Genomic DNA, 25,709 nt, shown 5'->3' with positions numbered 1-25,709 from the left:
GAACGCGATTCCGAGGTTGTCCTACCCGGAAAAATCGGAAACAAGAGGGCGCAATCGACCAAGGACCGTCTCAAGGGCTGAGATCAGATGAGCACCGAAGAACTTCCCCCGCGCGAATCCATGGAATTCGACGTCGTCATCGTCGGCGCCGGCCCCTCGGGTCTGTCGGCCGCGATCCGGCTGAAGCAGCTCAACGCCGATCTCAACGTCGTCGTGGTGGAGAAGGGCTCCGAGGTCGGCGCGCACATTCTCTCGGGCGCGGTAATCGACCCGGCCGGGCTCGACAAGCTCATCCCGGACTGGCGCGAGGATGCCGACTGCCCGCTGAAGACGCAGGTGAAGGACGACCGCTTCTACTGGATGACTGGCGGCGGCGCGATCAAGCTGCCGAACTTCATCATGCCGCCGCTGATGGACAATCATCACTGTTACATCGGCTCGCTCGGCAATATCTGCCGCTGGCTGGCGCGCAGGGCCGAGGCGCTCGGAGTCGAGATCTATCCGGGCTTTGCTGCGGCCGAAGTGCTCTATGACGAGGACAGCAAGGTCAAGGGCATCGCCACCGGCGACATGGGCATCGGCCGCGACGGCAAGCCGAAGGACTCCTTTACCCGCGGCATGGAATTGCTCGGCAAGTACACGCTGTTCGCCGAAGGCGCCCGAGGCAGCCTGACCAAGCAGCTCATCAACAAATTCGCGCTGGACGCCAAGAGCGAGCCGCCGAAATTCGGCATCGGCCTCAAGGAGGTCTGGCAGATCGATCCCGCCAAGCACCAGAAGGGCTTGATCCAGCATTCGTTCGGCTGGCCGCTCGACATGAAGACCGGCGGCGGCTCGTTCCTCTATCATTATGACGACAATCTCGTCGCCGTCGGCTTCGTCGTGCATCTCAACTACGATGATCCCTATCTGTCGCCGTTCGACGAATTCCAGCGCTTCAAGACCCATCCCTCGATCCGTGGCACTTTCGAAGGCGCCAAGCGGCTCGCTTACGGCGCGCGCGCCATCACCGAGGGTGGCTATCAGTCGGTGCCAAAGCTCAGCTTCCCCGGCGGCGCGCTGATCGGCTGCGCCGCCGGCTTCGTCAACGTGCCGCGCATCAAGGGCGTGCACAATGCGATGGGCACCGGCATGCTGGCTGCCGAGCACGTCGCAGCCGCGCTGGCCGCCGATCGCGCCAACGACGAACTCGTCGAATACGAGAATGCGTGGCGGTCCTCGGCGGTCGGCAAGGATTTGTTCCTGGTCCGCAACGTCAAGCCGCTGTGGTCGAAGTTCGGCACCGTGCTCGGCGTCGCGCTCGGCGGCTTCGACATGTGGTGCAACACGCTGTTCGGCGCTTCGCTGTTCGGCACCCAATCGCATCTCAAGCATGACCGCGCCACGCTCGATACGGCCAAGAGCCACGCGCCCAGGAACTACCCGAAGCCCGACGGCAAGATCACGTTCGACAAGCTGTCCTCGGTGTTTTTGTCCAACACCAATCATGAGGAGGACCAGCCGGTCCATCTGAAGGTCACCGACATGAACCTCCAGAAGACCTCCGAGCATGACGTCTTCGCCGGCCCCTCGAATCGCTACTGCCCGGCCGGTGTCTATGAGTGGATCGAAGAGGGGGCGGGCCCGCGCTTCCAGATCAATGCCCAGAACTGCGTCCACTGCAAAACCTGCGACGTGAAGGATCCCAACGGCAACATCACCTGGGTTCCCCCGGAAGGCGGTGGCGGCCCGAACTACGAGGCGATGTAAGGGCGGCCGAGCAAGCGGACCTGGTCACGAAGGTGATCCAGCGCACGTTCGCGTGAGGATGGGGCCGCGGCTACCGGTCGCGGCCACGATAAGGCCATAGTAGCGGCGTCTTGGGGCGCTCTTGGGATTCATTGGCCGATTTGGGGCATGCGGAGGCGATCGCCCGGTCCGAATCCTTGCGGCGAAGCGCCAAAAGCGGCATTGTCGGCCTGACGGTTCCGGGTCCCGATGCCACCGGCCGCGTACGCATGCGATACGGCCTTCTGCTGCAAACCCAGGCACTACCAACTCAAGGCGAGCCCTGATGTTTTCAAATCGTTTCAACCGCTGGACTGCTGCCGCCATCGCCCTCATGGGCACCGCGCTCGTGGCGGTCCCCGGCGCGGTCCTGGCGCAGACGCCGGATCATCCCGAGAACACGGCGGCGCAATTTCCGACTAGGAACGATCTGAAGTCGCTCACCGGTGCCGGCAGCTATCTCGCCGCCCGCCACGCCAGCGTCGAGCGTGACGCGGCGTCCGCCGCCGCATTCTACCGTTCGGCGCTCCGCACCGATCCCAAGAACAACGAGCTGCTCGACCGTGCCTTCATATCTTCGGTCGCGGACGGCGACATCGACGAGGCGGTCAAGCTCGCCGAGCGCATCCTCACCATCGACAAGACCAACCGCGTCGCGCGTCTCGTCGTCGGCGTGCATGATCTCAAGCTGAAGAAGTACGCGGCCGCGCAGACCAACATCAATCAGTCGATCCGCGGTCCCATCACCGATCTGGTCGCGACGCTGCTGTCGGGCTGGGCCGCCTATGGTGCTGGCGATGCCAAGGGTGGTGTCGCCACCATCGACAAGCTGGCCGGTCCGGAATGGTATCCGCTGTTCAAGGACCTTCATGCGGGCATGATCCTGGAGCTTTCCGGTAAGGAGAAAGACGCCGGCACCCGCTTCGAGCGGGCCTACAAGCTCGATGATTCCATGTTGCGCGTGACCGAGGCCTATGCGCGCTGGCTCTCGCGCAACAAGGATTCCGCCGCTGCGACCACCGTCTACCAAGCCTTCGACAAGAAACTCGCGCGCCATCCGCTGATCCAGGAAGGCTTGCGCGAGACCAAGGCCGGCAAGAAGATGCCGCCCTTGGTCGATTCCGCGCAGGCCGGCGCCGCCGAAGCGCTCTACGGCATCGGCGCCACGCTGACCCGCCGCGGCGGCGAGGATCTGGCGCTGGTCTATCTCCAGCTCTCGCTCTACCTTCAGCCGAGCCATCCGCTGGCGCTGCTCTCGCTCGCCGACCTCTATGAATCGGTGAAGCGGCCGCAGATGGCGATCAAGGTCTATGAGCGCGTGCCCGCGACCTCGCCGCTCAAGCGCAATGCGCAGATCCAGCTCGCCATCGATCTCGACTCCGCCGACCGCACCGACGAGGCGATCAAGATCCTCAAGGGCGTCACATCGGAAGATGCCAAGGACCTCGAAGCCATCATGGCGCTCGGCAATATCGAGCGCGGCCGCAAGCGGTTCGGTGACTGTGGCGCGACCTATTCGCAAGGAATCGACGTGCTGCCGGCGGGCAACGACAAGGCCAACAGCGTCTGGTACTATTATCGCGGCATCTGCGAGGAGCGCTCCAAGCAGTGGGCCAAGGCCGAGGCCGACATGAAGAAGGCGCTCGAGCTCCAGCCCGATCAGCCGCATGTCCTCAACTATCTCGGCTACTCCTGGATCGACCAGGGCGTGAATCTCGATGAAGGCATGAAGATGATCAAACGTGCCGTCGAGCAGCGTCCCGACGACGGCTACATCGTCGATTCCCTCGGCTGGGCCTATTACCGCATCGGCAATTACGAGGAGGCGGTGAAGAATCTCGAGCGCGCGATCGATCTCAAGCCCGAGGATCCCACCATCAACGACCACCTTGGCGATGCCTATTGGCGCGTCGGCCGCACGCTGGAAGCAAAATTCCAGTGGTCGCATGCGCGTGATCTCAAGCCCGAGCCGGAAGAACTGCCGAAGATCGAGGCCAAGATCGCCAACGGCCTTCCGGACGACAATTCGAACTCTTCCGCGGCGCAGGCCGAAAAGAGGAAGGACGACGGCAAGGGCGGCTAATCTGAGCGAAGTTGGGGGCTGTCGCCGATGTCGGCGTTGATTGAAGAGGGGCGGGCGAAGGTCAATCTGAGCCTTCGCGTCGTCGGCCGTCGTGCCGACGGCTATCATGATCTCGAAAGCGTGGTTGCGTTCGCCGACTGTGCCGACCGGCTCACGCTGGAGCCCGGCGGCGAGCTGAAGCTCACCACAACCGGGCCGCTGGCTGCGGCCTGCGGCGACGCCGCCGACAATCTCGTGCTCAAGGCCGCCAAGCTTCTGGCCGAGGCCGTGCCGGGCCTGAAGCTGGGCGCCTTCGCGCTGGATAAGATGCTCCCCGTGGCGGCCGGTATCGGCGGCGGCTCGGCGGACGCCGCGGCAGCGCTGCGCCTCCTGGCGCGTGTCAACGATTTGTCGCTCGATGATCCGCGGCTCCAAAAGGTCGCGCTCGCGACCGGCGCCGACGTGCCGGTGTGCCTCCTCTCGCGCGCCTGCGACATGACCGGTGTCGGCGAGCAGCTGTTGCCGCTCGCCTTGCCGAGCATGCCCTGCGTCATGGTCAATCCGCGCGTGCCGGTTGCCACGAAGGACGTGTTCCAGGCGCTGGGCCTGCGCAACGGCGAGCTCCTGGTTGGTGCTACCTCGGTCCTCGAAGCGCCGGCGTGGCCGGAGGAGGGGGCCTCGATCGCCGATTGGGTCGAGGTTCTCGACACCGTCGCCAACGACCTCGAGGCGCCAGCGCTGCGGATCGAGCCTGTGATCGGCGAGGTGCTGGACGCCTTGCGCGATTCCGCCAGCGTCAAGCTCGCCCGCATGTCCGGCTCGGGCGCGACGTGCTTTGCGATCTATGGCGCACCGGTCGAGGCCCATGCTGCCGCCGAGAAGATCCGGCGCGATCACCCGGGCTGGTGGGTGCATGCGGGGACGTTGAGTTAGGTATTTGCCGGACGAAGCTGCGTAGCCAGGATGAAGCGCACAGCGTAATCCGGGATGTTTCGCTGGCAATGGTTCCCGATTGCGCTGCGCTCCATCCGGTCTACGATACTGGACCTCTGTTGGGGGACGCAGTAGCCTCGATCCGCGTGCAACTCATGTCAACGGAGGTCCGCCGTGGAACATCGTGGCATCAGTTTCTCGATCATTGAAATGAACTTTCCGCGTGGTTGGAAGTGGACCGTTGGCAAGGGAAGAACGGTCACGGTCGGCGTCTGCGCCACCAGGCTGGATGCGATCCGTCAGGCACAGACCTTCATAGACGCCGTCGTCGATTGGGCCGCGTAGCTGCGCTCGATTCGGGCGACGATACTGCCGCAGGACGGGCTGCGGTGGAGCTAATTCACGTCGTGCTCGGCCAGCCCGAGAAATTTTCGGATCGCACCCAGCACCTCTTGCGGCTTGTCATGCTGCAGCCAGTGTCCCGCTCCGGCGATGGTCTCGATGCGCACGTTCTGGAAATATCGCTCCAGGCCCGCGGCCTTTGCGGCCGCCAAAAAACTTTCGCCGGCATTGAGCAGCAGCGTCGGGCAGGCGATGCGTGACCACAGCGCGACATGATCGTCGGGCCAGAGCCGGTGCGGCGCAGAGGCGCGCTGATAGGGATCGAATTTCCAGCTATAGGTGCCGTCCTCGTTCTGTCGCGCCCCATGCGTGGCGAGATGCAGCGCGAGGTCGCGGGATAGGCGCTTGTTGTGAAGCATCATCTGCGCGGCAGCGTCCTCGAGCGTCGAGTAGCGGCGCGGGGTGCGGTCGTGCAGTCTGTCGAGCTGGGCTACCCATTTGCCGATGCGCTCATGCACCGGCGGCTTCGGCGTGTCCGGCAACATGGTCACGCCGTCGAGCACGACGAGCTTGGTGACCTGCTCGGGGAATGAGCCCGAAAAGATCAGGCTCACCATGCCGCCCATCGAATGGCCGATGAGAGCGATCTGAGGCGCTGCGATGCTGCGGACGAGCTGGGTCAGATCGTAGACATATTCGGTCAGCGCGTAACTGCCGCCTCGGGTCCAGTCGGAATCGCCGTGACCGCGCAGGTCGGGCGCGAGCACGTGAAAATGCGGCTGCAACGATCGGGCGATGTGATCCCAGCTTCGGCAATGATCGCGGCCGCCATGCACCAGGATCAGAGGGGGCGCGCCCTCGTTGCCCCAGTCGGCGTAATGCAGCCGCAGGCCGTGCGATTGATAGAAGCGGTCTTGCGGGGAGCTATCCATTTGCCGGCCGCCGCGTCAGCGCGAGCGAGAGGCCGAGGCCCGCGATGAAGACGCCGGAGCCCTGCGTGAGACGCCGCATCAGCTGCGGCCGTCCGATCAGCTGCGCGCGCGTCGCGGAGGCCATCAGCACCACCACGACATCGGCGAGCGTGTTCAGCGTCACCGAGATCGCACCTAGCATGATGAATTGCAGCGTCGGGCTTGATCCCGCGGGATCGAGGAATTGCGGAATGAAGGCGAGGAAGAACGCGGCGGTCTTCGGGTTCAACGCCTCGACCAGCACGCCGTCTCGGAAGGCGCGCTTGTCGCCGACCGGCTCGCTCCCGAGCGATGGCGCGCGGCCGGCGCTGCGAAACGTCTTGATGCCGAGCCAGACCAGATAGAGCGCGCCGGCGAATTTCACGGCGGCAAACAGTTCCGCGCTGGCGAGGATGATTGCGGAGATGCCGAGACTGCCCGCCACGACATGAACCAGTCCGCCCAGCGCCGTGCCCGCGGTCGATGCAAAACCGCTGACGCGCCCCTCCGACAAGGTCCGTGCCGCGACGTAGAAGATGCCTGGGCCGGGAATTGCCGCAATGAGGAATGCTGCGGCCAGGAATAGCCAGAAACTGGTTTCGGTCATCCTGTTTTCGTAGCGGAGCGAGCGGCGATTGCAAGGCCTCTCGTTCAGCCCATCCGGCGGAAGATCACGCTGGCATTCACCCCGCCGAAGCCGAATCCGTTGGAGATGGCATGCTGCATCGGCATCGGCCGCGCTGGACCGGCGACGATGTCGATGCCGTCTGCGCCCGGATCGGGATTTTCGAGATTGAGCGTCGGCGGCGCGATCTGGTCGCGCAAAGCGAGCACGGTGAAGATCGCTTCCAGCCCGCCGGCGGCGCCGAGCAAATGACCGGTAGCCGATTTGGTCGCGCTCACGGCAATGCCGCGACCACGGCCGAACAGCGTGGCGATGGCGCCAAGCTCGCTCTCGTCGCCGGCCGGCGTCGAGGTCGCGTGTGCGTTCAGGTGCTGCACATCGGAGGGCGCAAGACCCGCTTGCCTGAGCGCGATCTCCATCGCGCGGCGGGCGCCCTCGCCATCCGGTGGACCCGATGTCATGTGATAGGCGTCCGCCGTCGTGCCGTAGCCGGCGATCTCCGCGATCGGCGTCGCACCGCGCGCCAGCGCATGCTCCAGCGCCTCGATCACCAGGATGCCGGCACCTTCGCCCATGACAAAGCCGTCGCGGTCGCGATCGAACGGCCGCGAGGCGCGTGCGGGCTCGTCGTTGAAGCCGCTCGACAGTGCACGGGCCGCCGCAAAGCCGCCAAGGCTGACGATATCGATGCAGGCTTCTGCGCCGCCGCAGATTGCAACGTCGGCTTCGCCGGCGCGGATCATGCGCGCGGCATCGCCGATCGCCTGCACGCCGGCCGCGCACGCCGTGACCGGCGTGCCCAGCGCGCCCTTGTAGCCGTATTTGATCGAGACGTGGCCGGCGGCGAGATTGGCGAGGAACGAGGGGATCGTGAACGGCGAAAGCCGGCGCGCGCCACGCTGCTCGGTGATGCGCACGGCCTCCGCCATCGCCGGAAAGCCGCCGACGCCGGAGGCGATGATCGTCGCGGTCCGCTCCAGCGTGCTCGCGTCCTGCGGCGTCCATTTGGCCTGCGCGACCGCTTCTGCCGTGGCGAGCAGCGCGAACAGGATGAACCGGTCCATCTTGCGCTGGTCCTTTGGCGCTGCGGCCTGCGCCGGATCGAAGCCGCCCTCGGCGTCATCGGCCTTGCCGGGCACGAGACCAGCAATGCGCGCCGGCAGCGCCTGCGTCCATTCGGGCAGCGGGCGCAGCCCGCTTTGGCCGGCCAGCAGCCGCCGCCACGACAGTTCGACTCCGCAGCCGAGCGGCGACACCGCGCCCATTCCGGTCACGACGATACGACGCATGTCAGTCTCCAGCCGGCGCGACGGCCGGGTTCATGGCCTTGAGTGAAGCGAGCCGCTTGCGCATGCCGCGGCTGGCGCGGGGGCCTGCGATGACGACCGCATTGGCGAGCGTGATCCGTTGCATGTCGGCAGCGTCGACCACGACCGGATCGAACGGGCGTGCGCCGTTCCGGTTCGCCAGCAGGATGGCTTCGCCTTTGGGTGCGAGATGCTTGTTGCCCCAGGCGAGCAGCGCCACGATCACGGGAAAGAAATCCCGCGCCCTGTCCGTCAGCACATATTCATAGCGCGGCGGCCGCTCCTGATAGCGACGGCGGACGAACATGCCGCTCTCGGTGAGATGGGCGAGGCGGCGCGACAGGATGTTTGGCGCAATGCCGAGGCTTTGCGAGAACTCGTCGAACTTCGTCGCACCCTGGAACGCATCGCGCAAGATCAGGATGCTCCACCATTCGCCGACCGTCTCCACGGCGCGGCCGACCGGGCATTCCAGGATCGAGGGGGATTTCGGCTGCATGTGGGGAAGTTAGGGGAGTCACTTGCAAAATGCAAGTCACTGGATGAGTGCGGGTGGAGAGCGGGGCTGCAAGGCAGTGCGGCTCGCGCTGCGATTGACATGCGAGTTGGCGAATGATGGCCGCGCACCATACTCCGTCATTGCGAGCGCAGCGAAGCAATCCAGTCTGTCGCGGAGAGATTCTGGATTGCTTCGCTGCGCTCGCAATGACGATGTGGAAGCAGCGCGCGTCAATTCATCTCCGTCACCCTGAGGTGCTCGCCTGTTCGGCGAGCCTCGAAGGGCGACGGCCCGGCTGCATCCCGGCCGTGCATCCTTCGAGGCTCGCGGTGCGATGCCTCGCATCGCGCCGCTCGCGCCTCCAGCGACAACGGCTTCGCCGTTGCGCGGGGATGACGGGGGCCAAATTGCGGGAGTGCGGAAAGAGCGTCAGTCGCCTAATGCGACCGCGCCAGGCAGAATGCCACGACCTGCTCCAGCGCGCTCTTCATCGGCGAGGACGGGAACAGCGCCAGTGCGTCCACGGCCATGGCGCCGTAATGCTGGGCCCGGCTCAGCGTGTCCTCGAGCGCGCGGTGCTTGTTCATCAGGCCGATGGCGTGATCGAGATCGCTGTCGCCGATCTCGCCGCGTTCGAGCGCCCGGATCCAGAACGCGCGCTCGGTGTCGTTGCCGCGGCGGAAGGCGAGCACGACCGGCAGCGTGATCTTGCCTTCGCGGAAATCGTCGCCGGTGTTCTTGCCGAGCTTTGCGCTCTTGCCGCCGTAGTCGAGCACGTCGTCGACGAGCTGGAAGGCGATGCCGAGATTCATGCCGACCGAGCGGCACGCGGTCTGCTCCGCCTTCGGGCGGTTGGCGATGACAGGGCCGACCTCGCAGGCGGCGGCGAACAATTCGGCCGTCTTGCCGCGGATCACGGCGAGATATTCGTCCTCGGTGGTCGCGGTGTTCTTGGCCGCGGCGAGCTGCATCACCTCGCCCTCGGCGATGGTCGCGGCGGCCGCGGAGAGGATGTCGAGCGCGCGCAGCGAGCCGACCTCGACCATCATGCGGAAGGCCTGTCCCAGCAGGAAGTCGCCGACCAGCACGCTGGCCTCGTTGCCCCAGAGCATGCGCGCCGACAGCTTGCCGCGGCGCATCTCGCTCTCGTCGACGACGTCGTCGTGCAGCAGGGTGGCGGTGTGCATGAACTCGACGGAGGCAGCTAACTTGATATGGCCGTCGCCGGTGTAGCCAGCGAGGTTGGCCATGGCGAGCGTCAGCATCGGGCGCAGGCGTTTGCCCCCGGAGGAGATCAGGTGGTTGGCGACCTCGGGGATCATGGTCACGTCCGAACCGGTCCGCGACAGGATCGTGGCGTTGACGCGCTCCATGTCAGGGGCGACAAGGGCAACCAGCTCTTCGATCGACGCGCCGGGAGTTTCGAAAGGTACGATGACGGCCACGCCGGTCTCCAATATTTGCCCCGAAAGGGCTATTCTGATGGAAATACAATAGAAACTGGCGGCGGATGCGGCAAGGCCCGCGGAACCATTGACATTTGCCGCTTTAGCCACCTTCAGGCAGGAGACCTTCGTTTTGCGCGAACTGGTTCGGACCAACGATATGGTGCTGGTGTCGGCGATTGGCGCGCTGCTCGACGGTGCCAACATCCATCATCTGGTGCTGGACCAGAACATGAGCATCATCGAGGGCTCGCTCGGCATTTTGCCGCGGCGGATCCTGGTTCATGAGGACGACGCCCAGGAGGCTCGGGAGCTCCTCACCGAAGCCGGCCTCAGCCACGAACTGCGCGGCGATGATTGAGGCCGCAGATATTACCGAGGACGCCTTTCTCGGCGGGCAGTTGCGCTTGATGCAGAAGCGATCCGGCCATCGCGCCGGGCATGACGCCATCCTGCTCGCAGCGGCAACCGGCGCCCGTGCGGGGGACCGCGTGGTCGATTTTGGCGCCGGCGTTGGCACGGCGGGGCTCGCGCTTGCTCGGCGCGTAGAGGGGATCAGGCTCAGCCTGGTCGAGATCGATCCGGAACTGGCGGAGCTCGCGCGGGCCAATGCTGCGGCGAACGCGATCGCCGCCGAGACCATCGTGCTCGACGTCACCGCGGATGCGCAGGCGTTTGCAGCAAACGGACTCCTGCCTGACAGTGTCGACGCAGTGCTGATGAACCCGCCCTTCAACGATCCCGCACGTCATCGCGGCTCGCCGGATCAGGCACGTCACACCGCCCATGTGGCAACCGGGGAGACGCTGCATGCGTGGGTGCATGCAGCGCGGCGTATCCTGCGATCGAGCGGCGCGCTCACTCTAATCTGGCGGGCGGACGGAATCGCCGACGTTCTGGCCGCGCTGTCACGCGGCTTCGGCAGCCTCGCGATCCTGCCGGTTCATGGCGAAGCGGGAAAGCCCGCGATCCGCGTGCTGGTGCGCGCAGTCAAAGGCGGCCGGGCTCCGACACGATTGCTGCCGAGCCTCATGCTTAACGGAGAGTCAAGCGTGCCTAAAAAAGGGGTGAGGGATATTCTGGAGGGGAGGGCGGAGTTGCCGCTGGTGGAGCCATGACGGCTTACTGCGGAAGCGATTCCGACTGCTGCTCTTGCGGGGACGTGAAGCGAATCGCCGTGAAAAGCGCACCGATCAGCAGCATCAGCAGATAAATCTTCATGGCGTTTCCTCCGCTGCCTATTGCAGCTTCCCAACGGGAAATCTGCAAAACACGTTCCAGGCACTTCCAATGACACTCGCGTGATAAGAAATGGTTAATCAGAGGTAGCGGCATGGCCGAACAATTGAACGATCGAGAGAGTTCCGGCCTGGCCGACAAGCTCATGCAATATCTACCGGCGCGCTTCCGCCCCGGTGCGGCAGTGGTGCCGGTGGTGCGGCTGTCAGGCGTGATCGGTGCGGTGACGCCGCTGCGCCCCGGCTTGACGCTTGCTGGCGTCGCGCGGGTGCTCGAGCGCGCGTTTTCCTATCGCCACGCCAAGGCCGTGGCGCTGGTGATCAATTCGCCCGGCGGCTCGCCGGTGCAGTCGCGCCAGATCTACTTGCGCATCAAGCAGTTGGCGGCGGAGAAGAAGCTGCCGGTGCTCGTGTTCGTCGAAGACGTCGCGGCCTCCGGCGGCTACATGATCGCCTGCGCCGGCGACGAGATCATCTGCGATCCCTCTTCGATTCTCGGCTCGATCGGCGTGGTCGGCGGCAGTTTCGGTTTTCAGGAGGCGATCAGGCGGCTCGGCATCGAGCGGCGCCTCTACACCGCAGGCGAACACAAGGCGATGCTCGATCCGTTCCTCCCGGAAAACCCCGATGACGTCGTTAGACTGAAGGCGATCCAGCGCGAGATCCACCAGATCTTCATCTCGCTGGTCAAGGAGAGCCGCGGCGCGCGGCTGAAGGGAGCGGACGACACGCTGTTCACTGGAGAATACTGGGCCGGTGAGAGCGCCATCTCGCTGGGGCTCGCCGACGGCATCGGCGATCTCCGCTCAACTCTTCGTGCCCGCTATGGTGAGAAGGTTCTCACGCCCGTGATCGCGCAGCCGACCGGGCTGCTCTCCGGCCTTTTGGGGCGAAAAGCCCCCGGCGCGGGGCAGCTTTCAGCCCTGGAATCTATCGCCGGCCTTCCGGACGAGCTGATCTCGGCCGTCGAGACGCGGGCGATTTGGGCGAAATTCGGGTTCTAGGCCGAGCCCTCCCGCGCCATTTGGCCCGAGGTGGGCCAATTGCGGCGCAGGTCCATCTGCGCAACAATGCAGGTGGGGGCTGAGCACTAGACAAGGATCGACCGATGCCGCCGTTCGTCGCTTTCGCGGGCGTCCTGGGCGGGCTTGCCGTGGTCCGCTGGGCCTACAAGACCGCTGTCCGGATCAACCAGGAGCTGGAGGAGATGCGCGTGTCGCGCGTCGCTGAAGCCGCTCGTATGGGGGATATCCAGACGCTGAAGCGTGACCCCGTGACCGGGGCTTACCGGCCGGGGTAGACGCTGCTCTTTTCACACGCCGTCATTCCGGGGCGGTCCGCAGGACCGAACCCGGAATCTCGAGATTCCGGGTTCGGTCCTGCGGGCCGCTGACGCGGTCCCATCGCATCGTCCCGGAATGACAGCCATTTCCGCCCCCTTTGCCTTGATTCCCATCCCCTCCGTCGATACGGTCCCGCGCGATTCAAAGCCCCCCGCGAGAGCCTGATCTGACGATGGACGCCTCATTGCCCGCCCATATGCGCCCGGAACGCTCGTTCCAGGGCTTCATCCTCGCGCTCCAGCGGTTCTGGGCCGAGCAGGGCTGCGTGATCTTGCAGCCCTACGACATGGAAATGGGCGCGGGCACCTTCCATCCGGCGACCACCCTGCGTGCGCTCGGGCCAAAGCCGTGGAACGCAGCCTATGTGCAGCCCTCGCGCCGGCCCAAGGACGGCCGCTACGGCGAGAATCCGAACCGGATGCAGCACTACTACCAGTTCCAGGTGATCATGAAGCCGTCGCCGCCGAACCTTCAGGAGCTGTACCTGAAGTCGCTCGCCGCGATCGGCATCGATTCCGCCGTGCACGACATCCGCTTCGTCGAGGACGATTGGGAGAGCCCGACGCTCGGCGCCTGGGGCCTCGGTTGGGAGTGCTGGTGCGACGGCATGGAGGTGAGTCAGTTCACCTATTTTCAGCAGGTCGCGGGCTTCGAATGCGCCCCGGTCGCGGGCGAGCTCACCTATGGGCTCGAGCGCCTCGCGATGTATGTGCAAGGCGTCGACCGCGTCTACGATCTCAATTTTAACGGCCACGATGGTGATCAGAAGGTCACTTATGGCGACGTGTTCCTGCAAGCCGAGCAGGAATATTCCCGGCACAACTTTGAATACGCCGACACCGCGATGCTGTTCGAGCAGTTCAAGATGGCCGAGGCGGCCTGCAAGAAATATCTCGACACAGGCTGGCGCGAAGGCGGCAACAGCAAGCAGCATCTGATGGCGCTGCCGGCCTATGACCAGTGCATCAAGGCCAGCCACGTCTTCAACCTGCTCGATGCGCGCGGCGTGATCTCCGTGACGGAGCGGCAGAGTTACATTCTTCGCGTGCGCGAGCTGGCCAAGGCCTGCGGCGAGGCCTGGATCCACACTGAAGCGGGCGGAGCGGCCTGATGCCCGATCTTTTGCTTGAGCTGTTCTCGGAAGAAATCCCCGCGCGCATGCAGGCCAAGGCGGCCGACGATTTGCGCCGCATGGTCACCGACAAGCTGGTTGCCGAAGGCCTGGTCTACGAGGGCGCAAAAGCCTTTGCGACGCCGCGCCGCCTTGCGCTCACCGTGCACGGCATCCCCGCGCGCCAGCCTGACCTCAAGACCGAGCGCCGCGGACCGAAAGTCGGCGCGCCCGATGCCGCCGTGCAGGGCTTTCTGAAGGCGACTGGATTGAAGTCGCTGGATGAGGCCAAGATCCAGCGCGACCCCAAGGGTGATTTCTACATCGGATTGATCGAGAAGCCCGGCCGCGATGCGATCGACGTGCTCGCGGAGATCCTGCCCGTCATCATCCGCACCTTCCCCTGGCCGAAATCGATGCGCTGGGGTGCGCGTTCCGGAAAGCCCGGCTCGCTGAACTGGGTGCGTCCGTTGCACGCGATCACCGCGACGTTCGGGCTCGAGACCGAAGAGCCCGATGTCGTGAAGTTCGAGGTGGACGGCATCGAGAGCGGCCAGACCACTTACGGTCACCGCTTCCTCGCGCCGGGCGCGATTGCTGTTCGCCGCTTCGAGGATTACGAGGCCAAGCTTCTCGCCGCGAAAGTCGTGCTCGACTCCGAGCGCCGCAAGGACGCGATCCTCACCGACGCCAAGCAGCTCGCCTTCGCGCAAGGCTTTGAGCTGGTCGAGGACCAGACCCTGCTCGACGAGGTCGCCGGCCTCGTCGAATGGCCTGTCGTGCTGATGGGCTCGTTCGAACCGGAGTTCCTGGCGACTCCAGGCGAAGTGATCCGCGCCACCATCCGCAACAACCAGAAGTGCTTCGTCGTCAGAGATCCCAAAACGGGCAAGCTCGCCAACAAGTTCATCCTGGTCGCCAATATCGAGGCGACCGACGGTGGTGCGACCATCATCGCCGGCAACGAACGCGTCATCCGCGCGCGCTTAAGCGATGCGAAATTCTTCTACGAGACGGACTTGAAAACGAAGCTCGAGGACCGGCTGCCGAAGTTCGAGCAGATCGTGTTCCACGAGAAGCTCGGCACGCAGGCGGAGCGCATCAAGCGCATCGAGCGCCTCGCCGCCGAGATCGCGCCGCTGGTCGGGGCCGATGTCGCCAAGGCGACGCGTGCTGCGCATCTGGCCAAGGCGGATTTGTTGACCGAAGTCGTCGGCGAATTCCCCGAGGTGCAGGGCCTGATGGGCAAGTACTATGCCCTCGCGCAGGGCGAAGACGCCTCCGTCGCCGTCGCCTGCGAGGAGCACTACAAGCCGCAAGGCCCCGCCGATCGCGTGCCGACCGACCCGGTCAGCGTTGCCGTGGCGCTCGCGGACAAGATCGATACGCTGGTTGGATTCTGGGCGATTGACGAAAAGCCGACGGGCAGCAAGGATCCCTATGCGCTCCGTCGTGCGGCGTTGGGCGTGATCAGGCTGCTCGTCGAGAACGGGGTTCGAATCTCTCTCGGAGAGCTTTTCGACAAACACTACGACACTGTCATTCGATCCATCGCCCAGCATTTTCAGACTCTTGCGGGGAAGGGAGCTATTGATCTTCTCCCCTTCTTCGCCGACCGCCTGAAGGTCCAGCTCCGCGAGCAGGGCGCGCGTCACGATCTCGTCGACGCCGTGTTCGCGCTCGGCGGCCAGGACGATCTTCTGATGATCGTCCGCCGGGTCGAGGCGCTCGGCAAATTCCTTGAGAGCGACGACGGCAAGAACCTGCTCGCCGGCACCAAGCGCGCCGGCAACATCCTCTCGATCGAGGAGAAGAAGGACAAGCGGACCTTCGACGGCGCGCCGGAGCCCGCGCTCTACAGTCTCGCCGAGGAGAAGGCGCTGGCCAGGGCAATCGACGAGGTGAAGGCGGAAGCCAGCGCCGCCGTCGCGAAGGAAGACTTCGCGGCCGCGATGAGCGCGATGGCAAAGCTGCGCCCGCCGGTCGATGCGTTCTTCGACAAGGTCCGCGTCAACGACGACGATCCGAAGGTGCGCGAGAACCGCCTGAAGCTCTTGAACGAGATCCGCAGCGCCACGCGTGCGGTGGCGGATTTTTCGAAGATCCAGGATTGAGGTGCGTGCCCCGGACGCAGCGCAGCGCTACTTCAGCGGTGCGCTGCAGAGCCGGGGCCCATGCGAGCCGCGTGCTCGGAGCTTCTGGATCCCGGCTCTGCGTCGCAGTGCTACGCCCTGCGCCTTGTCCGGGATACGAGAGGACAAGCACGAGGCGATGGCAAAAAGCCCCGCCCGGCGGGGGGAGGACCGGGCGGGGCTGATGTCCGATTTAACACTGCTCGCGCCAGCCTGATGTGACGCGCCGGACATCAAAATGGAACGACGGCGCTTTCAAGCGAAGTGGATACCTGTTCGCTCAAAGAAAACGCGTCCAGACAAGAATTTAGTTCAGCACCTCGACGATGCGGCGCGACCGCGGCTCGACCAGCACGGTTTCGCCGTTCACGACGGTGTAGCGATAGGTCGTGGCGCCGAAGCGTTGCGGCACGTCATAATAGGTGATGCCGCTCTCGGGTAGGGTGGCGCCGACCACCACGCGATCCGGAATGCGGAAGGCTGGCACACGTTGTTCGACGACATATTCGCGGAAGGCCGGCCGCTGTTCGACGGCAATTGTCGGGGCGCTGTCGACCGTGGCGGGCGCGCGTCCGATGGTGACATCGCTTTGCGCCTGCGCCGCAAGGGGCGAGCCGATCGCGGCCGCGAGCGCTGCAAGAGCAAGAATCCTGTTCCGCATGGACAACTCCTTCGACGTGATTCTGCGGACGCGCCAGTGGCGCGACTGGTTGCCAATGCGTGCCTAAAGCCAATGTTCCGGGAAAAGGCCTGCCGCATTCGCGGCAATTTCGGGCAGTTTTCGTGGGTGCGGGGAACTCGCGGCGCGTCTTGCGCATCTCTACTCCCGGAACCTGGCCGGCTATGATCCGCGCGCGATTCGCCTCACCTCCACAGAAAGATAGTTCATGCACATCACCGTCGCCCACATTTCGCCGATCCTGTCGTTGATTGCGGGCGTGCTCATCCTGATCATGCCGCGACTTCTCAACCTCATTGTCGCGATCTTCCTCATCGTCAACGGCGCGATCGGGCTCGGGCTCCTGAAGTGGCTCCGCTTCTAGGCGTTCACTTTTCGGAACTGTCCGACTTGCGCGGGCCCGCCCAAAATGGTGTAAGGCCCGCGATTTCCCATTCCTCTCGCAGGTTGTGTGCAAGCTATGGCCAAAGCCGCCTCGAAGCCCAAGAAAATCCCAGCGAAAATCCCAGCGAAATCAAAGTCCTCCGCCCTCGCGAAAGCGGCGCCGCCGGCCCGCAAGGCGCTGGCCAAGAGCGCGCCGAAGCCGGTCGCCAAATCTGTTGCCAAGCCCGCTGCTAAGCCGGCGGCAAAGGCCGTGACAAAGGCGGCTACGCCGAAGGTCGCGCCGAAGAAGGCTGCGCCCGCTAAGGCGGCCCCAAGCGCCGCAAAGGCCGGCAAATGGGTGTTCACGTTCGGCGACGGCAAGGCCGAGGGCCGCTCGGAAATGCGCGACCTGCTCGGCGGCAAGGGCGCCAACCTCGCCGAGATGGCCAATCTCGGCCTGCCGGTGCCTCCCGGCTTCACCATCCCGACTTCGGTCTGCACCTATTTTTACGAGCACGACAAGACCTATCCCAAGGAGCTGAAGCCGCAGGTTGAGAAGGCGCTGGACTATGTCGGCAAGTTGACCGGCAAGGTGTTCGGCGACACCAAGAACCCGCTGCTCGTCTCGGTGCGCTCCGGCGCGCGCGCCTCGATGCCGGGCATGATGGATACCGTGCTCAATCTCGGCCTCAACGACCAGACCGTGGAAGCGCTGGCGGAATTGTCGGGCGACCGCCGCTTCGCCTATGACAGCTATCGCCGCTTCATCACCATGTATTCGGACGTGGTGCTCGGCTTCGAGCATCATCACTTCGAGGAAATCCTCGACACCTTCAAGGACAGCCAGGGCTACACGCTCGACACCGATCTGTCCGCCGAGGACTGGGTCGAACTGGTCGGTAAGTACAAGGACGCGGTCGCGCGCGAGACCGGCAAGGAATTCCCGCAGGATCCGCACGACCAGCTCTGGGGCGCGATCGGCGCGGTGTTCTCATCCTGGATGAACACGCGCGCGGTGACCTACCGCAAGCTGCACGACATTCCGGAATCCTGGGGCACTGCGGTCAACGTGCAGGCCATGGTGTTCGGCAACATGGGCGAGACCTCGGCCACCGGCGTTGCCTTCACGCGCAATCCCTCGACCGGCGAGAGCAAACTCTACGGCGAGTTTCTGATCAACGCGCAAGGCGAGGACGTGGTGGCGGGCATCCGCACGCCGCAGGACATCACCGAGGAGGCGCGGAAAGAGTCGGGCTCCGACAAGGCGTCGATGGAGTCGGCGATGCCGGAGGCCTTCAAGGAGCTGACGCGGATCTACACGCTGCTCGAGAAGCATTACCGCGACATGCAGGACATGGAGTTCACGGTCGAGCAGGGCAAGCTCTGGATGCTCCAGACCCGCGGCGGCAAGCGCACCGCCAAGGCGGCGCTGCGCATCGCGGTCGAGCTCGCCAATGAAGGCCTGATCTCGAAGAAGGAAGCGGTGACCCGGATCGATCCGGCCTCGCTTGACCAGCTCTTGCATCCGACCATCGATCCCAACGCCAAGCGCGACGTGATCGCGACCGGCCTGCCGGCCTCGCCGGGCGCCGCCTCCGGCGAGATCGTGTTCTCCTCGGATGAAGCGGCCAAGCTTCAGGGCGACGGGCGCAAGGTGATTCTGGTCCGCATCGAGACCAGCCCCGAAGACATCCACGGCATGCATGCCGCCGAAGGCATCTTGACCACCCGCGGCGGCATGACCTCGCACGCGGCGGTGGTCGCGCGCGGCATGGGCAAGCCCTGCGTCTCCGGCTGCGGCACCATCCGCGTCGATTACGGCCGCGGCACCATGAGCATCGGCTCGCGCACCTTCAAGACTGGCGATGTCATCACCATCGACGGCTCGCTCGGCCAGGTGCTCGCCGGCCGCATGCCGATGATCGAGCCGGAGCTGTCCGGCGAATTCGGCACGCTGATGAACTGGGCCGACCAGGCCCGCAAGATCGGCGTGCGCGTCAATGGCGACACGCCGGATGATGCGCGCACCGCGATCAAGTTCGGCGCCGAAGGCATCGGCCTCTGCCGCACCGAGCACATGTTCTTCGAGGAGACCCGCATCCGCACGGTGCGCGAGATGATTCTCTCCGAGGACGAGCAGTCGCGCCGTGCCGCGCTGGCAAAGCTGCTGCCGATGCAGCGCGCCGATTTCGTCGAGCTGTTCGAGATCATGAAGGGCCTGCCCGTCACGATCCGGCTTCTGGATCCTCCCCTCCATGAATTCCTGCCGCACACCCATGCCGAGGTCGAGGAAGTGGCGCGCGCCATGAACACCGACCCGCGGCGTCTGGCGGACCGCGCCCGTGAGCTCTCGGAGTTCAACCCGATGCTCGGCTTCCGCGGCTGCCGTATCGCGATCGCCTATCCGGAGATCGCCGAGATGCAGGCGCGCGCGATCTTCGAGGCGGCAGTCGAGGCGCAGAAGCGCACCGGCAAGGCCGTCGGCCTCGAGGTGATGGTGCCGCTGATCGCGACCAAGGCCGAGCTCGATCTCGTCAAGGCGCGGATCGATGCGACCGCACAGGCGGTGATGCGCGACACCAACACCAAGCTGGCCTATCAGGTCGGTACCATGATCGAGTTGCCGCGTGCCTGTCTGCTCGCGGCCGAGATCGCGCAGTCGGCCGAGTTCTTCTCGTTCGGCACCAACGATCTCACCCAGACGACCTACGGCATCAGCCGCGACGACGCGGCGAGCTTCCTCGGTCCCTATGTCGCGAAGGGCATCCTCTCGGTCGATCCCTTCATCTCTTTGGATCAGGACGGCGTCGGCGAGCTCGTCAAGATCGGCGTCGCGCGCGGCCGCAAGACCCGCGCCTCGCTCAAAGTCGGCATCTGCGGCGAGCACGGCGGCGATCCCGCCTCCGTCGCCTTCTGTCACCACATCGGTCTCGACTACGTCTCCTGCTCGCCCTACCGCGTGCCGATCGCGCGGCTTGCAGCGGCGCAAGCCGCGCTCGGCAAGGAAATTGCGAGCCAGGCGTAAGACGAAGCGCAAGAGTATAAATGTGAAAGAGGCGGGCCAAGCTCCGCCTCTCTTTTCATTTGAGCTACGCCCACACACTCGCTGTCATCGCCCGGCTTGACCGGGGGATCCAGTACGCCGAGGCGGTAGTGATGGAATCGAGAGGCCGCGGCGTACTGGATGCCCCGGTCAAGCCGGGCGATGACAGCGGTTGTTGTGGAGGCACCTCACGCAACAACAAGAACTCATCACGCGTCCCGTAATGACACGTGCGCGCAAGAGTTCCTTCACCATTCGTATTGACCAGATGTTTACCGCTGCTCGTCAGGCCGCATTTACCAATGCGCCACATCGCCCCGTGAAAACACCTGTGCCCGCTTGCGTGTGCCGCTCGCGCAACGCGCATTAACGCCCCGGCAACCTAAATTAGATACTCACGATAGATCGAATTGCACGGATGTACTGAGTTCGATCGGACGAGCGTAAGCGTAGCGTGAGCGTATCGATGTCAGTGTTGCGTAACCATCCGAAGGGCGCGCGGTTCGCGTCCTTCGGTATCGGTCTCTGCATCTTCGCATTGATGCCGAGAGAGACCGGCTATCAGGACATTGCCTCGCTGCTGGCGCGCCAACCCGGCGTCGCCGAGCGCTGGCAGAAGCAGGTGTTCTCCGCGGCGTCCTCGATCCAGCTCGCCACCTACAGCTTTTCGCGCCCCATTGGCACCTCCGCTCCGCAGAGCGCGATGGTTCGGCTCGCGAGCCTCGACGGCCGCGACGTCACCGGCGCGATCAGCCGCAATCCTGCACTTCAGGCGCCGCCGCGCTACCAGGCTTCCGAGTTTCCCAAGGTCGATCGCTCCCTGAAGGGTGATCGCCTCGCAATCGTCACGCCGACGCAGTCTCCCGAGACGGTCGCGCCAGCTGCGGCACCGGCACAGGAAGATCCCGCGACGTCGAACAGCTCGGTGTTCGGCGCCAAGACCGCCGCATTGCCGCAGGCGATGTCCCCGGAATCCGCGGCCGCGCTCGACCCCGAGCTCCAGGAAGCGCTGCGCGCGCCGCCGCTGCCGCAATATTCCAATCCGCCGCAGGCCAGCGACGCTGCGAAGCGGGCCTCGGCTGCGCCCGCACCGGCGCGCGATCCCTTCAGCGTCAAGACCTCGAGCCTGTTCTTCGGCAGCTCCTCGCTCGGCGGCAATCTCGAGAGCATCGAGAGCTGGCAGCCCGGCGCCGAGCCGCTGATCGTGATGCCCGACCCCGACATGAAGGTGACGGCCTCGCTGACCCCGCCGACGGCGGACATCGCCAAGGACATCGAGAGCGGCGAGAGCGTTGCGCCGAAGGGCGAGGTCAACGCCGACAACCAGCGCGCCAGATCGCCGGCGGAGCGGCTCGCGCTCGACGACAAGTCGCGGGCGAAATCCGAGAAGTGCCTCGCCGAAGCCGTCTATTTCGAATCCCGCGGCGAGGCGGTGCGCGGCCAGATCGCGGTGGCGCAGGTGGTGATGAACCGTGTCTTCTCCGGCAAATATCCGGATACCGTGTGCGGAGCAGTCTATCAGAACAAGCACCGCCATTTCGCCTGCCAGTTCACCTTCGCCTGCGACAACAATCCGGACGTGATCCGCGAGCCCGAGATGTGGGAGCGCGCGAAGAAGATCTCCAAGGCGATGCTGGACGGCCAGATCTGGCTGCCCGAGGTCGGCAAGTCCACGCACTACCACGCCTATTGGGTGCGCCCGTCCTGGGTCGCCGAGATGAAGAAGATGTACAAGACCGGCGTGCACACCTTCTATCGGCCGCGCAACTGGGGCGACGGCAGCGAGGAGCCGAGCTGGGGCACCCCGGCCCAGACCGCCGCACTCTCGGCTGAACTCGCGCAGGAAGCCAAGAGCTCCGCGGAGTTGGGCGAGCGGCGGTAGATCTGTAAGTGATCGTCATGCCCGGGCTTGTCCCGGGCATCCACGTTCTTCGTTCCGTGCAGTACGACGTGGATGGCCGGGACAAGCCCGGCCATGACGTTGTGGAGGCGTTAGTGTTCCAATCACGCCTCGATGTCCAACGCGCAGTCGAAGTTCGGCGCCGAATGCGTCAGGGCGCCGGCGGATGCATAGTCGACGCCGGTCGCCGCGATTGCCGCGATCGACTCCAACGTGACGCCGCCGGACGCCTCCAGCTTGAGACGGCCCTCGTTGATCCTCACCGCCTCGCGCAGCATCGCCAGGTCCATGTTGTCGAGTAGCACGGCGTCGGCCATTCCGCTGTCCAGCACCTCGCGCAGCTGCGCCAGCGTATCGACCTCGATCTCGATCTTGACGAGATGGCCGGCGTGGGCACGGGCGCGCTCCAGCACCGGACGGATGCCGCCGGCGACCGCGATGTGGTTGTCCTTGATCAGGATGGCATCGTCGAGCCCGAAGCGGTGGTTGAAGCCGCCGCCGCAGCGCACTGCGTATTTCTCCAACGCGCGCAATCCCGGCGTGGTCTTTCGCGTGCAACAGATACGCATCCTGGTGCCTTCGGTGCGCGCGACATAGTCCGCCGTGAGCGTGGCTATCCCCGACAGCGGGCCGACGAAGTTCAGCGCGGTCCGCTCCGCCGTCAGAATGGCGCGCGCGGGGCCCGAGATCGTCAGCACATGCTCGCCGCGAGCAACCCTCGCGGCATCGCGGACATGTGCGCGCACCTCGATGTCGGACGACAGCTTCTGCAGGGTCGCGAGCGCCAGCGGCAGCCCCGCGATCACGCCGGACTGGCGCGCGACGAGGATCGCTTGCGCCCTCGTCGCTTCCGGGATCGTCGCAAGCGAGGTGATGTCACCGGCGCGGCCGAGGTCCTCGTCGAGCGCGCGCTGGACGGCCGCGTCGATCGCGAGCGGAGAGAGGAAGGCGTCGGGATGGAGCAGTGAGGGCGGGGTGATCATGGGGCCTCCTTCAGGCGATCATGGATTGCGCAATGCGTGGCCGCGGACGCTCGTTCAGGCTCTCCGCGACATCGCGCGCTGCTGCGAGCGTCGTCATGGTTCTCTGCGCCAGCGCGGGGTTATCGGCCGGATGATCGGAACGGAAATGCGCACCGCGGCTCTCGCGCCGCGTCCAGGCCGCAGCGGCGACGAGCAGGGCGGATGTCGCCATGTTGCGGACAGCAATGTTTTCAGCCTCGCGCTCGAGCGTGGCGAAGTGGCGCACGGCTTGCGCAAGCCCGTCACCGTCGCGGATCACGCCGACATGCGCGCTCATCATCGCGCGCAGCCGTTTCACCTCTGCAGCATCCAGCGTGCCAGCGCGCGGCGTCACCAGCGCGTCCGGAAGGCGGGCCGGCGAGGGCACCGTGCGGCCGGCGATGTCGTCGGCAATGCGCGCAGCATAGACCACGGCCTCCAGCAGCGAATTGGAGGCGAGCCGGTTGGCGCCATGCGCACCGGTCGAGGACACTTCGCCGCCAGCCCAGAGCCCTTCGATCGAGCTGCGGCCGCGCGCGTCCACCGCGATGCCGCCCATGTGGTAGTGCGCTGCGGGCGCAACCGGAATTGGCTGCGTCGCGGGATGGATGCCGGCGGCGATGCAGCTCGCATGCACGGTCGGAAATTTTTCGGCAAAGCGCGCGCCCAACGCCTCCCGTGCGTCGAGGAAGGCGCCGCGCCCGGCCGCGATCTCGGCGAACACACCGCGGGCCACGATGTCGCGCGGCGCGAGCTCGGCGAGTGGGTGGCGCGCTCTCATGAATCGCTCGCCGTTGCCGTTGATCAACATTGCGCCTTCGCCACGCAGGGCTTCTGTGGCGAGCGGCGCCGGATCGCGGCCGACCATGATGGCAGTGGGATGGAACTGCACGAATTCAGGGTCGGCGATCACGACGCCGGCGCGGGCGGCGATCGCAAGGCCCGAGCCGCTCGCTTCACACGGATTGGTGGTGACGCCATAGAGATGGCCGAGTCCCCCGGTCGCCAGCACGACCGCACGCGAGGCGAGCACGACCGGCTGTGCAGCGGGCTTGCCGGCCTCGCGCAATTGAAGACCGGTAACCGCTCCGTCCTCCGTCAACAGTGTTTCGGCGACGAAGCCCTCCATCAGGCGGATCGAAGGCGTGCGACGCACCGCATCGCACAGGGCCGCGATGATCGCGGCGCCAGCACCATCGCCGCGCACATGCACGATGCGTCGGGCGGAATGCGCAGCTTCCCGCCCGACGGCAAGCCTGCCGTCGAGATCGCGATCGAACGGCACGCCATAGGCGAGAAGGTCATGGATGCGCGACGCAGCCTCGCGTGCGATCCCGAGTGCGACGGCTTCATCGACGAGGCCGCCGCCGACGGCAACTGTATCGGCGGCGTGTGCCTCCGGCGTATCGCCTTCGGCCACTGCTGCCGCGATGCCGCCTTGCGCCCATGCGGAGGATGCGCCCTGACCGAGCGGTGCCGCCGAGATCAAGGTCACCGGCCGCGGCGCGAGCTTCAGCGCGCAGAACAGTCCGGCAAGGCCGCCGCCGACGATGACGACGTCATCGGTGCTGCGGGTGAGGTTGTGGATGTTTTGCGTCATCGTTCTATCCTTTGACTCCACCGTCGTCCCCGCGAAGGCGGGGACCCATACGCCGCAGCGGAAGTTGCTGCGCGAAGCTCTGCAACGCTGTTCTTCGCCAAACATCTTCCTGTGGTTATGGGTCCCGGATCTGCGCGCGCTTGAGGCGCGCTTGTCCGGGACGACAGTGATGTTTGTTGCTGCATCCCGTCCTAGTTCTTCAGATTGATCATGCGCTCGACCGAGCGCCGCGCGCGTTCCGCAAGCGCGAGATCGATCGTCACCTCCTCGCGAAGCGTGAGCAGGCTCTCCAGAATGTTGGCGAGCGTGATGCGCTTCATGTGCGGGCAGAGATTGCAGGGGCGGAGCATCTCCACGTCGGGAAGCTCTGCCCGGACATTGTCGGCCATCGAGCATTCGGTGATCATGACGAGCCGGCGCGGCCGCTCGGCGCGCACCCAGTTGATCATGTGCGCGGTCGATCCGGTGAAGTCGGCTTCCGCCAGCACGTCCGGCGGACATTCCGGATGCGCGATGATCTGCACCGATGGATCGGCCTCGCGATAGGCACGCAGCTCCTCGCCCTTGAAGCGCTCGTGCACCTCGCAGGCGCCTTTCCAGGCGATGATCTTGACGTCGGTCTTCGAGGCGACGTAGGTCGCAAGGTAGCGGTCGGGCAGGAAGATCACCGTCGGGACATTCAGGCTCTCGACCACCTGCACCGCATTCGACGAGGTGCAGCAGATGTCGACCTCGGCCTTCACCTCCGCCGACGTGTTGACATAGGCGACGACAGGCACGCCGGGAAATTTTTCGCGGAGCAGCCGCACGTCCGCGCCGGTGATGCTGGCGGCAAGCGAGCAGCCCGCGCGCGAGTCCGGGATCAAGACGGTCTTGTCCAGATTGAGCAGCTTCGAGGTTTCCGCCATGAAGTGCACGCCGCACTGGACGATGATGTCTGCCTTCACCTTGGTGGCTTCGACCGCGAGCTGCAGCGAGTCGCCGCCGATATCAGCCACACAGTGGAAGATCTCCGGGGCCTGGTAGTTGTGGGCGAGGATGACCGCGCCCCGCGCGCGCTTCAGCTGGTTGATTGCGTGAATCGTCGGCGCCATCAGCGGCCATTCGATCGGCGGGATCACGTGCTTCACGCGGTCGTAGAGCGGCGCGGTGGCGCGTTCGACCGCCGGAATCCATTCCAGCGAGGGCATTGGCAATTTCGGTCCCGCGGGCACCGGTGCGGCGCGCGCGGAGGTGACGGGCTGGCCCTGAGGCCGGTTGGCAAAGTCGTCGGGGCCGTAAATTCCAGCGATCGGCATTGAAGCCTCCCATGCGTTATTATGCTCAATTTGAGAATATGTAGGGACCGAGAAATCCGGCCAAGAGGGCC

The 25,709-nt window shown here is 65.3% G+C and carries 22 protein-coding genes; 13 read left to right on the top strand and 9 right to left on the bottom strand.

The window, feature by feature from the left end; genetic code table 11:
- Positions 1–87: 87 nt before the first annotated feature.
- The 4 genes from YU9_RS0123180 to YU9_RS49160 all read left to right on the top strand — a co-directional run bounded on the left by YU9_RS0123180 (position 88) and on the right by YU9_RS49160 (position 5,107).
- On the top strand, positions 88–1,749 hold the full coding sequence (locus tag YU9_RS0123180) for an electron transfer flavoprotein-ubiquinone oxidoreductase (protein WP_027574936.1): 1,662 nt from the start codon (positions 88–90) through the stop codon (positions 1,747–1,749).
- A 304-nt stretch (positions 1,750–2,053) separates the two neighbouring features.
- Complete coding sequence (locus tag YU9_RS0123170; protein WP_027574935.1) at positions 2,054–3,850, top strand: tetratricopeptide repeat protein; 1,797 nt, start codon at positions 2,054–2,056, stop codon at positions 3,848–3,850.
- Positions 3,851–3,877: 27 nt separating this feature from the next.
- Positions 3,878–4,762 carry a 4-(cytidine 5'-diphospho)-2-C-methyl-D-erythritol kinase gene (locus YU9_RS0123165; protein ID WP_027574934.1) on the top strand — a complete coding sequence of 295 codons (885 nt, stop codon included), beginning with the start codon at positions 3,878–3,880 and terminating at the stop codon, positions 4,760–4,762.
- A 174-nt stretch (positions 4,763–4,936) separates the two neighbouring features.
- Complete coding sequence (locus tag YU9_RS49160) at positions 4,937–5,107, top strand: hypothetical protein (RefSeq protein ID WP_198028287.1); 171 nt, start codon at positions 4,937–4,939, stop codon at positions 5,105–5,107.
- Positions 5,108–5,157: 50 nt separating this feature from the next.
- Here YU9_RS49160 and YU9_RS0123155 read toward each other — a convergent pair whose 3' ends face one another.
- The 5 genes from YU9_RS0123155 to YU9_RS0123135 form a co-directional block, all read right to left on the bottom strand.
- Entirely contained in the window at positions 5,158–6,036 is an 879-nt protein-coding gene (locus YU9_RS0123155) for an alpha/beta fold hydrolase (protein ID WP_027574933.1), read from the bottom strand.
- On the bottom strand, positions 6,029–6,661 hold the full coding sequence (locus YU9_RS0123150) for a LysE family translocator (protein ID WP_027574932.1): 633 nt from the start codon (positions 6,659–6,661) through the stop codon (positions 6,029–6,031). Before YU9_RS0123150 ends, YU9_RS0123155 begins: the two co-directional genes overlap by 8 nt.
- A 44-nt stretch (positions 6,662–6,705) precedes the next feature.
- Entirely contained in the window at positions 6,706–7,968 is a 1,263-nt protein-coding gene (fabF, locus tag YU9_RS0123145; protein WP_027574931.1) for a beta-ketoacyl-ACP synthase II, read from the bottom strand.
- 1 nt (position 7,969) lies between these two features.
- Positions 7,970–8,485 carry a helix-turn-helix domain-containing protein gene (locus YU9_RS0123140; RefSeq protein WP_027574930.1) on the bottom strand — a complete coding sequence of 172 codons (516 nt, stop codon included), beginning with the start codon at positions 8,483–8,485 and terminating at the stop codon, positions 7,970–7,972.
- Between the two features lie 437 nt (positions 8,486–8,922).
- Positions 8,923–9,930 (bottom strand): polyprenyl synthetase family protein, encoded by a 1,008-nt coding sequence (locus tag YU9_RS0123135; protein WP_026202916.1) that lies wholly within the window; start codon positions 9,928–9,930, stop codon positions 8,923–8,925.
- A gap of 133 nt (positions 9,931–10,063) precedes the next feature.
- Between YU9_RS0123135 and YU9_RS0123130 the strand changes: the two genes are divergently transcribed.
- The 6 genes from YU9_RS0123130 (at position 10,064) to glyS (ending at position 15,736) form a co-directional block, all read left to right on the top strand.
- Positions 10,064–10,291: a DUF2007 domain-containing protein gene (locus tag YU9_RS0123130; RefSeq protein WP_014497336.1), complete on the top strand. Its 228-nt coding sequence runs from the start codon at positions 10,064–10,066 to the stop codon at positions 10,289–10,291.
- Positions 10,284–11,048 carry a tRNA1(Val) (adenine(37)-N6)-methyltransferase gene (locus tag YU9_RS0123125; RefSeq protein WP_027574929.1) on the top strand — a complete coding sequence of 255 codons (765 nt, stop codon included), beginning with the start codon at positions 10,284–10,286 and terminating at the stop codon, positions 11,046–11,048. Before YU9_RS0123130 ends, YU9_RS0123125 begins: the two co-directional genes overlap by 8 nt.
- A 215-nt stretch (positions 11,049–11,263) precedes the next feature.
- Positions 11,264–12,172, top strand: a complete 909-nt coding sequence (locus tag YU9_RS0123115) for a S49 family peptidase (RefSeq protein ID WP_027574928.1) — start codon at positions 11,264–11,266, stop codon at positions 12,170–12,172.
- A 104-nt stretch (positions 12,173–12,276) separates the two neighbouring features.
- Complete coding sequence (locus YU9_RS0123110) at positions 12,277–12,468, top strand: hypothetical protein (RefSeq protein WP_027574927.1); 192 nt, start codon at positions 12,277–12,279, stop codon at positions 12,466–12,468.
- Between the two features lie 215 nt (positions 12,469–12,683).
- Entirely contained in the window at positions 12,684–13,622 is a 939-nt protein-coding gene (locus YU9_RS0123105; protein ID WP_027574926.1) for a glycine--tRNA ligase subunit alpha, read from the top strand.
- Positions 13,622–15,736, top strand: a complete 2,115-nt coding sequence (glyS, locus tag YU9_RS0123100; protein WP_027574925.1) for a glycine--tRNA ligase subunit beta — start codon at positions 13,622–13,624, stop codon at positions 15,734–15,736. The genes YU9_RS0123105 and glyS overlap by 1 nt, the downstream gene beginning before the upstream one ends.
- 325 nt (positions 15,737–16,061) lie before the next feature.
- Here the strand turns inward: glyS and YU9_RS0123095 are convergent, their stop codons facing one another.
- Positions 16,062–16,415, bottom strand: a complete 354-nt coding sequence (locus tag YU9_RS0123095; RefSeq protein WP_027574924.1) for a DUF1236 domain-containing protein — start codon at positions 16,413–16,415, stop codon at positions 16,062–16,064.
- A gap of 226 nt (positions 16,416–16,641) precedes the next feature.
- Here YU9_RS0123095 and YU9_RS46095 point away from each other — a divergent pair, with 226 nt between their 5' ends.
- The 3 genes from YU9_RS46095 (at position 16,642) to YU9_RS0123080 (ending at position 21,721) form a co-directional block, all read left to right on the top strand.
- A complete protein-coding gene (locus YU9_RS46095; RefSeq protein WP_008562090.1) occupies positions 16,642–16,797 on the top strand; it encodes a DUF3096 domain-containing protein in 156 nt (51 codons plus the stop codon).
- Between the two features lie 96 nt (positions 16,798–16,893).
- Positions 16,894–19,821: a pyruvate, phosphate dikinase gene (ppdK, locus tag YU9_RS0123085; RefSeq protein ID WP_027574923.1), complete on the top strand. Its 2,928-nt coding sequence runs from the start codon at positions 16,894–16,896 to the stop codon at positions 19,819–19,821.
- Between the two features lie 484 nt (positions 19,822–20,305).
- Complete coding sequence (locus tag YU9_RS0123080) at positions 20,306–21,721, top strand: cell wall hydrolase (protein WP_027574922.1); 1,416 nt, start codon at positions 20,306–20,308, stop codon at positions 21,719–21,721.
- Positions 21,722–21,843: 122 nt separating this feature from the next.
- Here YU9_RS0123080 and nadC read toward each other — a convergent pair whose 3' ends face one another.
- From nadC to nadA, 3 genes are all read right to left on the bottom strand, one after another.
- Positions 21,844–22,722: a carboxylating nicotinate-nucleotide diphosphorylase gene (nadC, locus tag YU9_RS0123075; RefSeq protein WP_027574921.1), complete on the bottom strand. Its 879-nt coding sequence runs from the start codon at positions 22,720–22,722 to the stop codon at positions 21,844–21,846.
- Between the two features lie 10 nt (positions 22,723–22,732).
- Complete coding sequence (locus YU9_RS0123070; protein ID WP_027574920.1) at positions 22,733–24,340, bottom strand: L-aspartate oxidase; 1,608 nt, start codon at positions 24,338–24,340, stop codon at positions 22,733–22,735.
- A gap of 191 nt (positions 24,341–24,531) precedes the next feature.
- Positions 24,532–25,638 (bottom strand): quinolinate synthase NadA, encoded by a 1,107-nt coding sequence (gene nadA / locus YU9_RS0123065; protein ID WP_027574919.1) that lies wholly within the window; start codon positions 25,636–25,638, stop codon positions 24,532–24,534.
- Positions 25,639–25,709: the final 71 nt, after the last annotated feature.

This window comes from Bradyrhizobium sp. WSM1743, assembly GCF_000473065.1.
Classification (GTDB): Bacteria; Pseudomonadota; Alphaproteobacteria; order Rhizobiales; family Xanthobacteraceae; genus Bradyrhizobium.
The sequence above is the reverse complement of the archived record's forward strand: the minus strand, read 5'-3'. Positions and strand labels throughout refer to the sequence as shown.